9 protein-coding genes are annotated in these 9,405 nt (G+C 55.9%); 8 read left to right on the forward strand and 1 reads right to left on the reverse strand.

Annotation, left to right across the window (positions count from 1 at the left end; all coding sequences use genetic code 11):
• The 6 genes from lpxB to greA all read left to right on the forward strand — a co-directional run.
• The coding region (lpxB, locus tag ACIQ3A_RS11910; RefSeq protein WP_396431951.1) for a lipid-A-disaccharide synthase at positions 1-1,006 on the forward strand (1,006 nt) is incomplete at its 5' end.
• Positions 978-1,595, forward strand: coding sequence for a ribonuclease HII (gene rnhB / locus ACIQ3A_RS11915; protein WP_396431952.1), 618 nt, complete (start codon positions 978-980; stop codon positions 1,593-1,595). The genes lpxB and rnhB, both read left to right, overlap by 29 nt.
• Positions 1,592-2,365: a TrmH family RNA methyltransferase gene (locus ACIQ3A_RS11920; RefSeq protein WP_396431953.1), complete on the forward strand. Its 774-nt coding sequence runs from the start codon at positions 1,592-1,594 to the stop codon at positions 2,363-2,365. Before rnhB ends, ACIQ3A_RS11920 begins: the two co-directional genes overlap by 4 nt.
• Positions 2,366-2,565: 200 nt before the next feature.
• Positions 2,566-3,729, forward strand: a complete 1,164-nt coding sequence (gene carA / locus ACIQ3A_RS11925) for a glutamine-hydrolyzing carbamoyl-phosphate synthase small subunit (RefSeq protein ID WP_396431954.1) — start codon at positions 2,566-2,568, stop codon at positions 3,727-3,729.
• Position 3,730: 1 nt separating this feature from the next.
• A complete protein-coding gene (carB, locus tag ACIQ3A_RS11930; RefSeq protein WP_396431955.1) occupies positions 3,731-6,991 on the forward strand; it encodes a carbamoyl-phosphate synthase large subunit in 3,261 nt (1,086 codons plus the stop codon).
• A 90-nt stretch (positions 6,992-7,081) separates the two neighbouring features.
• A complete protein-coding gene (greA, locus tag ACIQ3A_RS11935) occupies positions 7,082-7,558 on the forward strand; it encodes a transcription elongation factor GreA (RefSeq protein WP_108405849.1) in 477 nt (158 codons plus the stop codon).
• A 71-nt stretch (positions 7,559-7,629) separates the two neighbouring features.
• On the opposite strand, the gene ACIQ3A_RS11940 is transcribed toward greA, so the two are convergent.
• A complete protein-coding gene (locus ACIQ3A_RS11940) occupies positions 7,630-8,103 on the reverse strand; it encodes a YhbY family RNA-binding protein (protein ID WP_108405848.1) in 474 nt (157 codons plus the stop codon).
• A 30-nt stretch (positions 8,104-8,133) separates the two neighbouring features.
• Between ACIQ3A_RS11940 and ACIQ3A_RS11945 the strand changes: the two genes are divergently transcribed.
• Together ACIQ3A_RS11945 and ACIQ3A_RS11950 are read left to right on the forward strand one after the other, a co-directional pair.
• On the forward strand, positions 8,134-8,796 hold the full coding sequence (locus ACIQ3A_RS11945) for an RlmE family RNA methyltransferase (RefSeq protein WP_396431956.1): 663 nt from the start codon (positions 8,134-8,136) through the stop codon (positions 8,794-8,796).
• A 105-nt stretch (positions 8,797-8,901) separates the two neighbouring features.
• On the forward strand, positions 8,902-9,405 hold a 504-nt coding region (locus tag ACIQ3A_RS11950), incomplete at its 3' end, for an ATP-dependent metallopeptidase FtsH/Yme1/Tma family protein (protein ID WP_396431958.1).

Below are 9,405 nucleotides of genomic sequence, written 5' to 3' on the forward strand. Positions count from 1 at the left end.
GGCAGGTTTCACGTCGCGCTGGTCTTGTGATGAGTTGTCCGTGCGTGGTTTGGTGGAGGCGCTTTGGCGTTATCGTCACATCAACGGCATCCGTCAAAACCTGATTCAGGAATTGTTGACTTCTCCGCCCGATTTGTTTGTGGGTGTGGATGCATCTGATTTCAATTTGCCAGTGGAGCGCTTGCTGCGCAAGCAGGGCGTTCCCACGGTTCAACTGGTGTGCCCATCCATTTGGGCGTGGCGCCCCGAGCGCGTTCAGAAAATTCGCGACAGCGTGGACCACGTCTTGTGCATTTACCCGTTTGAGCCCGCCTTGTTGGCGCAGCATGGCATTGAGGGCACCTTTGTCGGGCACCCTGTGGCGGATGTCATTGCGTTGCAGCCTGACCGATTGCAAGCACGCATGGCTTTGGGGCTGCCTGCTGATGTCACCATGGTGGCCTTGTTGCCAGGCAGTCGACCTTCTGAGGTCAAAGGTCTGGCACTACCGTTCCTTCAAGCCGCACGGAAAATGCTGAAGGTGCGCCCTGAGTTGCAATTTGTCTTGCCCACCTACAGCCTCTTGAAACCCATGATCGAGTCGGCCATCGCGCAAGCTGGCATGCAAGGCCATGTGCATCTGTTGATGGGGCGCGCGCATGAGGTGCAGGCAGCCTGCGATGTGGCGCTGGTGGCCAGCGGCACAGCCACCCTGGAAATTGCTTTGCACAAGCGCCCCATGGTCATCGCCTACAGGATGCAATGGTTGTCTTGGCAGATTGCCAACCGCAAGCGCTTGCTGCCCTGGATCGGTCTGCCCAACATCCTTTGCAATGAAAGTTTGGTCCCCGAGTTTTTGCAAGATCAGGTGCAACCGGAGGCCCTGGCCAAAGCTGTTTTGCGATGGTTGGACGATCCGCTGGCTGTGTCCAAAATTCAGCAGCGTTTTACCGAACTGCACCTTCAACTGCGTCAGGACATGCCGACGCTGGCGACCCATGCGATCCAGAAAATCCTTGCTGCTTGAGCAAAAAACCTTGAACTGGGATACCGCTGGCCTGATGGCTGGTGTGGATGAGGCTGGGCGCGGGCCGCTGGCGGGCCCTGTCGTGGCGGCCGCTGTGATTTTGGACGAGTTGAACCCCATTGTGGGATTGAACGACTCCAAACAACTCACGGCCAAGCGCCGTGAGCGTCTGTTTGACGAAATCAGGGCAAGGGCTTTGTGTTTTTCAATCGCAGAGGCCAGCGTGCAGGAAATTGACCAGTTGAACATTTTGCAAGCCACGATGCTGGCCATGAAGCGAGCCGTTGAAACTTTGCGGCTTCCACCTAAATTGGTACTGGTCGATGGCAACCGACTGCCCACGCTGACCATGCGAGCTGAAGCCATTGTGAAAGGCGATGCCTTGGTCCCTGCCATCTCTGCGGCCTCTATCTTGGCCAAAGTCTACCGAGACCGCTTGTGTCAAACCATGCACGAACGCTATCCCTTGTATGGCTTTGATCAGCACAAGGGCTACGGCACCGCCCAGCATTTGGAAGCCTTACAAACGCATGGACCTGCCGAATGCCACCGGATGACGTTTGCCCCAGTGCTCAGGAGCAAGCGATGAACCTGATCACCTCCCGAGACAACCCGCAGGTCAAGATTTGGCGACGGCTGGCACAAGACGGCACGGCATACCGCAAGGCTGAGCAGTTCTGGCTGGAGGGCGATCACCTGTGTCGTGCCGCCCTGGAGAGGGGTGTTCGTCCGCTGCAGATTGTGTTGTGTGCGTCCTTTTTTGAAGAACAAGGGCCGCAGTGGGCAGGCCTGAGTGAGCAGTTGTTTGTCCTGCCTGACACCCTGTTTGCCAGCTTGAGTGGCCTGGAGTCGCCAGCTCGAATGGGTTTTGTGGTGGCCTGGGCGGCTGAAAGAAAAGTCTTGCCGGATGCCATGACCGTGGTTCTGGATCGCCTGCAGGATGCCGGCAACGTTGGGGCCATATTGCGTTGTGCTTCGGCTTTTGGTTACCGCCAGGTGCTTGCCATCAAGGGCACAGCGGCCCTGTGGTCCCCAAAGGTTCTCCGGGCTGGCATGGGCGCCCACTTTGCTTTGCACATGGTCGAATCCGCCAGTGAAGCCGATGTGGCTGCTTTGCAGGTGCCCATATTGACCACCAGTTCACATGAGGGGCCGTTTTTGCACGCCTTGCTACAGAGCAAAACCTTGCCGCAAAAGTGCGCCTGGATTTTTGGGCATGAAGGTCAGGGCGTGAGTGACGGCTTGATGGCTTTGGCGCATCAAAAAGTACGCATTGCCCAGCCCGGTGGTGAAGAGTCACTGAACGTGGCCACTGCGGCCGCCATTTGTCTGCACGCCAGTGCAACCACCAGCTATTGAGCCCTTTAAGCGCAAGGGCTGGCTTGATTTGTGGCCGGATTGTCAGGGTTTTCGAGTGGTCCTCAGCTATAATGAGAGGCTTTCCCGCATCAACCTGTACGCCACAGTCCATCCCAGGCCCAATCCTCGAACAAGCAGCCAAAAAGAGATCGCATCTCTGGTGAGTGCTGAGGCGTACCCGAACTATTCCGGAGAACCCAGTGCTTTTGTCTCTTCAGGGAACCTTCCCACCCGCCATATTGGCGCTTGCAGACGGCACGGTCTTTATTGGTAACTCGATCGGAGCTCCCGGCTCCACCGTCGGCGAAGTGGTGTTCAACACCTCCCTCACCGGCTACCAGGAAATCCTCACAGACCCCAGTTATTGCCAGCAGATCGTCACCCTGACGTACCCGCACATTGGCAACTACGGGGTCAGTTTGGAAGACATCGAAGCTGACAAAGTCCATGCCGCAGGCTTGATCATCAAGGATCTGCCTTTGATCGCGAGCAACTTTCGCTCCACCCAAACCCTTTCCGCCTATCTGGCAGGCAACGGCACAGTGGCCATTTCAAATATTGACACCCGCCAGCTAACCCGCATCTTGCGCAGCAAGGGGGCCCAAAATGGCGCCATCCTGGGCTTGGCCAAAGGCCAGCAAGTCACCCAGGCCTTGATTGATCAGGCCACTGCGGCAGCCAAGGCGGCCCCTGAGATGGCAGGCCTGGACCTGGCGCAAAAAGTCTCGGTGGCTCAGCCTTACGCGTGGACTCAAACCGAGTGGACTCTGGGTGAAGGCTACGGCACTCTGGCATCACCCAAATTCCATGTGGTGGCCTATGACTTTGGGGTTAAGAAAAACATCTTGCGCATGCTGGCTCAGCGCGGCTGCAACGTCACTGTGGTGCCCGCCAAGACTGGTGCAGCAGACGTGCTTCGGTACCAACCCGATGGCATCTTTTTGTCCAATGGCCCAGGCGACCCTGAGCCTTGCGATTACGCCATTGCGGCTGCGGCGGAGTTGATCAACAGCGGTATTCCCACTTTCGGTATTTGTCTGGGCCACCAGATCATGGCCCTGGCCAGTGGGGCCAAGACTTTCAAGATGAAGTTTGGACACCACGGCGCGAACCACCCTGTGAAAGACATGGACACCGGCCGCGTCTCGATCACCAGCCAGAACCACGGGTTTGCGGTGGACGAAAAATCATTGCCCCCCAATTTGCGTGCCACCCATGTGTCCCTGTTTGACGGCACTTTGCAAGGCCTGGCGCGAACGGACAAGCCCTCATTCTGCTTTCAGGGACACCCTGAAGCATCGCCTGGCCCACACGATATTGCTTACCTTTTTGACCGCTTCATCGACTTGATGGAGGCCACATAACATGCCCAAGCGCACTGACCTCAAAAGCATTCTCATCATTGGCGCTGGCCCGATCATCATTGGTCAGGCCTGCGAGTTTGACTACTCTGGCGTACAGGCTTGCAAAGCTTTGCGCGAAGAGGGTTTCAAGGTCATCCTGATCAACAGCAACCCTGCGACGATCATGACCGACCCGGCCACGGCGGATGTGACTTACATCGAGCCCATCACTTGGCAAACGGTTGAGAAAATCATTGCCAAAGAGCGCCCCGATGCGATCTTGCCCACCATGGGCGGCCAAACAGCGCTGAACTGCGCACTGGACCTTTGGCACAACGGCGTGCTTGAGAAGTACAAAGTTGAGCTGATCGGCGCCACGCCTGAAGCCATTGACAAAGCAGAAGACCGCCTGAAGTTCAAGGACGCCATGACCAAGATCGGTCTGGGCTCTGCGCGCTCGGGCATCGCCCATAGTCTTGAAGAAGCCTGGGAAGTGCAAAAGACCTTGGGCTTTCCTACAGTCATTCGTCCCAGCTTCACCCTGGGCGGTACTGGCGGTGGCATTGCCTACAACCCGGAAGAGTTTGAAGTCATTTGCAAGCGCGGGCTGGAGGCTTCGCCCACCACAGAATTGTTGATCGAAGAGTCGCTCTTGGGTTGGAAAGAGTACGAGATGGAAGTGGTTCGTGACAAAGCGGACAACTGCATCATCATCTGCTCGATCGAAAACCTGGACCCGATGGGGGTCCACACCGGTGACTCGATTACCGTGGCGCCTGCACAAACGCTGACTGACAAGGAATACCAGATCATGCGCAATGCCTCGTTGGCAGTTTTGCGCGAAATCGGTGTGGACACGGGCGGTTCGAACGTCCAGTTTTCGATCAACCCGAAAGATGGTCGCATGGTGGTCATCGAGATGAACCCCCGTGTATCCCGTTCATCCGCCTTGGCTTCCAAAGCCACGGGTTTTCCGATCGCCAAAGTGGCCGCCAAACTGGCGGTGGGTTACACCCTCGATGAACTTCGCAATGACATCACTGGCGGTGCCACGCCTGCGAGTTTTGAGCCCAGTATTGACTATGTGGTCACCAAGATTCCACGTTTTGCTTTCGAGAAATTTCCGACCGCCGACAGTCGCTTGACCACCCAGATGAAGTCGGTGGGTGAGGTCATGGCCATTGGGCGCACTTTTCAGGAGTCTTTCCAGAAAGCCCTGCGCGGGCTGGAAGTCGGCGTGGACGGCATGAACGAGAAAACCCAAGACCGTGAAGTGCTCGAAAAAGAACTGGGTGAGCCTGGTCCTGAGCGCATCTGGTATGTGGGCGATGCGTTTGCCATGGGCCTGAGTGTGGACGAGGTGTTTGCCTTGACCAAGATCGATCCTTGGTTTTTGGTACAGATTGAAGAAATCGTCAAGATAGAACTGGAACTTGAAACCACCACCCTTGACGCCATCACGGCTGAAGAATTGCGTGCGCTCAAAAAGAAAGGGTTCTCTGACCGCCGTTTGGCCAAGCTGCTCAAAACGACCGAGCATGTCGTGCGGGCCCGCCGCCACGCCTTGAAAATTCGCCCTGTGTACAAGCGCGTGGACACCTGTGCGGCCGAATTCTCCACCGATACCGCTTACATGTATTCGTGCTACGAGGGTTATGGCGATGGTGAGTGCGAAGCTGAGCCCACCTCTCATAAAAAAATCATGGTGCTTGGAGGGGGACCTAACCGAATCGGGCAGGGCATTGAGTTCGATTATTGTTGTGTTCATGCGGCATTGGCATTGCGCGAGGATGGCTACGAAACCATCATGGTCAATTGCAACCCCGAAACCGTGTCCACCGATTACGACACCTCGGACCGCTTGTACTTTGAGCCAGTGACTCTTGAGGACGTGCTGGAGATCGTCGACAAGGAAAAGCCCACAGGTGTGATCGTTCAATACGGGGGGCAAACGCCTTTGAAGCTGGCCCTGGATCTGGAGGCGGCGGGTGTGCCCATCATCGGGACCAGCCCCGACATGATCGACGCGGCAGAAGACCGCGAGCGTTTCCAAAAGCTGTTGCAAGAACTGGGTTTGCGTCAGCCGCCCAATGCCACTGCCCGCACCGAGCCTGAGGCGCTGGAAAAAGCCGCTGCACTGGGTTACCCCTTGGTCGTGCGTCCCAGCTATGTGTTGGGTGGGCGCGCCATGGAAATTGTGCATGAGCAGCGCGATCTTGAGCGTTACATGCGCGAAGCGGTCAAGGTCTCGCACGACTCACCTGTCTTGCTGGACCGATTTCTGAACGATGCCATTGAGTGTGATGTCGATTGCCTGCGCGATCCCGAAGGCCAGACCTTTATTGGTGGCGTGATGGAGCACATCGAACAAGCCGGCGTACACAGCGGTGACTCGGCTTGCTCGCTCCCTCCTTATTCCCTGTCGGCCGAAACCGTGAATGAGCTGAAACGCCAATCGGCGGCGATGGCAGCCGCTTTGAACGTGGTCGGCTTGATGAACGTGCAGTTCGCCATTCAGCATATCGATGGCAAAGATGTCATCTACGTGCTGGAGGTGAATCCTCGCGCTTCACGCACAGTGCCTTATGTTTCCAAGGCCACGGGCATCCCCTTGGCAAAGGTCGCCGCCCGCTGCATGGCAGGCCAGTCGTTGGCATCTCAAGGTATCACCAAGGAAGTCACGCCCCCTTACTTCAGCGTGAAAGAAGCGGTGTTCCCCTTTGTCAAGTTTCCTGGTGTGGACACCATCCTTGGCCCTGAAATGAAGTCCACTGGCGAAGTCATGGGGGTTGGCAAAACCTTTGGTGAAGCCTTCGTGAAGAGCCAATTGGGTGCAGGCACTAAACTACCACGACCAACCAAGTCGGATGGCACACCATCGGGCAAGGTCTTCATTTCGGTGAAGAACACCGACAAGGCCCGTGCGGTTGAAGCGGCTCGACAATTGGTGGCTCAAGGCTTTGAATTGATCGCCACCAAAGGTACGGCTGCAGCTATCCAGGCTGCAGGGGTGAGTTGCGCGACCGTGAACAAGGTGACCGAGGGCCGCCCACACATTGTGGACATGATCAAGAACAACGAAGTGGTGCTGGTGATCAATACGGTCGAAGAACGTCGCAATGCGATCGCCGATTCCCGTCATATCCGCACTTCGGCGTTGCTCAATCGGGTCACGACGTTTACCACCATTGCAGGTGCAGAAGCGGCCGTAGAGGGCATGAAGTACATGGATCAGCTGGACGTTATTTCGATTCAGGAGATGCACGCCCAACTGGCCGCGTGAACCCGATGCCTTGCACTTTGTTGCAAGGCATAATGTTGTTAATGACCGCCGAGTTTCAACACTCGGCGGTTTGCTTTTGGAGAACCGAACATGTCTACCATTCCAATCACAAAACGCGGGGCTGAAAAGCTCAAGGACGAGTTGCACAGGCTCAAAACCGTTGACCGTCCTGGCGTGATTCAAGCCATTGCTGAAGCCCGAGCCCAGGGAGATCTGAGCGAAAACGCTGAATACGATGCAGCCAAAGACCGTCAAGGCTTTGTTGAAGGTCGCATTCAAGAAATTGAGGGCAAGTTGTCGGCTGCGCAAATCATCGATCCAGTCTCGGTGGACGCAGGCGGGCGCGTGGTGTTTGGCACGACCGTGGCGCTCGAAGACGAGAGTACGGGCGAGGTGGTCAATTACCAGATCGTGGGTGAGGATGAGGCCGATTTGAAGTTAGGCCTGATCAACATCAGCAGTCCGATTGCCCGTGCCTTGATTGGCAAGGAAGAGGGTGATGTGGCCGAAGTACAAGCACCGGGTGGCTTGCGTCGTTACGAAATCGTGGGTGTTTCGTATATCTGACAAGCGAGCAAGGCCGATTGGCAATCGGCCTTCATGGGTTGTAAAGAGGCCGCCGAGGCCTGTTCCTGGGTTTAGTCCAGGCGACCTTTTTTGATGGATTTTTGTTTGGGCTTGGCCCGCTTGATTTGTCCACCCGCAGCCAGGCGCTGGTTGCCCAGGACGCGAACTGTTTTGACCTCGGGGCGTTGACCGCCACGCGAGCTGTATTTCAGAATTTTAAAGTCACGTGGACCTGCTTTGCGGTCCTCGTCGGCTTCCTTGATTTTTTCAGGCTGAGGGCGCCAAAGAATTAACAATTTACCAATGTGCTGGATCGGCGCCGCACTGAGCTGGTCACTGAGTTGGGTAAACATGGCCTCGCGCGCGGCGCGATCATCGCCCAGAACGCGGATCTTGATCAAGCCGTGTGCATTCAAGGCCGCTTCGGTTTCCTTGATGACAGCAGGGGTCAGGCCATCGCCACCGATCATGACGACTGGGTCAAGGTGATGGGCATCGGCGCGAAAAACTTTGCGCTCGGCAGGTGTGAGTTGTATTTGGGACATCCCCTATTATCCCCGCAAGGACGCAAAAGAATGAAAGTCAAAACCAAAAGTAAAAAGGTCAACAAAGCCTGGTTGAACGACCATGTCAATGACACCTACGTTAAATTGGCCCTGAAAGAGGGATACCGAGCTCGGGCAGCCTACAAACTGAAAGAAATTGACGAAACCCTCGGCTTGATCCGTCCGGGAGATTTGGTGGTCGATCTGGGCTCAGCCCCGGGTGCCTGGAGCCAGTACTTGCGTCGGCGCTTGTCGCCCGATGGGGCGGCCGTGGGGGGGCTGAATGGCACCATCATTGCGCTTGATCTCTTGCCCATGACCGCGGTGGAGGGGGTGCATTTCATCCAGGGGGACTTCCGTGAAAACGAGGTCTCGGTCATGCTGGAAGCTGCTTTGCAGGGCCGTCAAGCCGATGTGGTGGTCTCGGACATGGCGCCCAACTTGTCTGGCATCGAGTCGTCAGACGCAGCACGCATCACGCATTTGATCGAGCTGGCGGTGGAGTTTGCCCAAAACCACATGAAGCCTCAAGGGGCCTTGGTGGTCAAAGTATTCCACGGCAGTGGCTATAGCCAGATTGTGAAGATGTTCAAAGAGACTTTCAAAGTGGTCAAGCCGATCAAGCCCAAGGCGTCCCGAGACAAGTCTTCCGAAACTTTTTTGGTGGGCATGGGCCTCATCAATGCCATTTGAGGGGTTAATTCCTCGGTTTTTGAGGGCTAAAACAAGGTTCTTGCCACTTGACGACTTATGTCGGGCCTAAAATGAGTTCAGTCATTTATTAAATTGGAGAGTCTCTTGAATAACCCCTGGTTTTCCAAAATTGCCGTCTGGATGGTGATTGCCATGGTGCTGTTCACCTTGTTCAAACAGTTTGACAACCGTGGTGTCGCAGGTGCGAATGCCGTGGGCTATTCAGACTTTCTGGAAGAGGTTCGCAGCAACCGGATCAAGAGCGCCACAATTTCCGAGAGCCCAGGCGGCACCGAAATTATCGCCATCACAAACGATGAGCGACGCATCAAGACAACGGCTACTTATCTGGACCGTGGTCTGGTGGGTGATTTGATCAACAGCGGCGTTAAGTTCGATGTCAAACCCCGTGAAGAAGGCTCCTTACTGATGACTTTGCTCGTCAGTTGGGGACCCATGCTGCTCTTGATTGGTGTTTGGGTTTATTTCATGCGCCAGATGCAGGGCGGTGGCAAAGGCGGTGCCTTCAGCTTCGGCAAGTCCAAGGCGCGCATGATGGACGAAAACAACAACAACACCACCTTTGCTGATGTGGCCGGTTGTGATGAA

The organism is Limnohabitans sp. (assembly GCF_044361985.1).
GTDB lineage: Bacteria > Pseudomonadota > Gammaproteobacteria > Burkholderiales > Burkholderiaceae_C > Limnohabitans_A.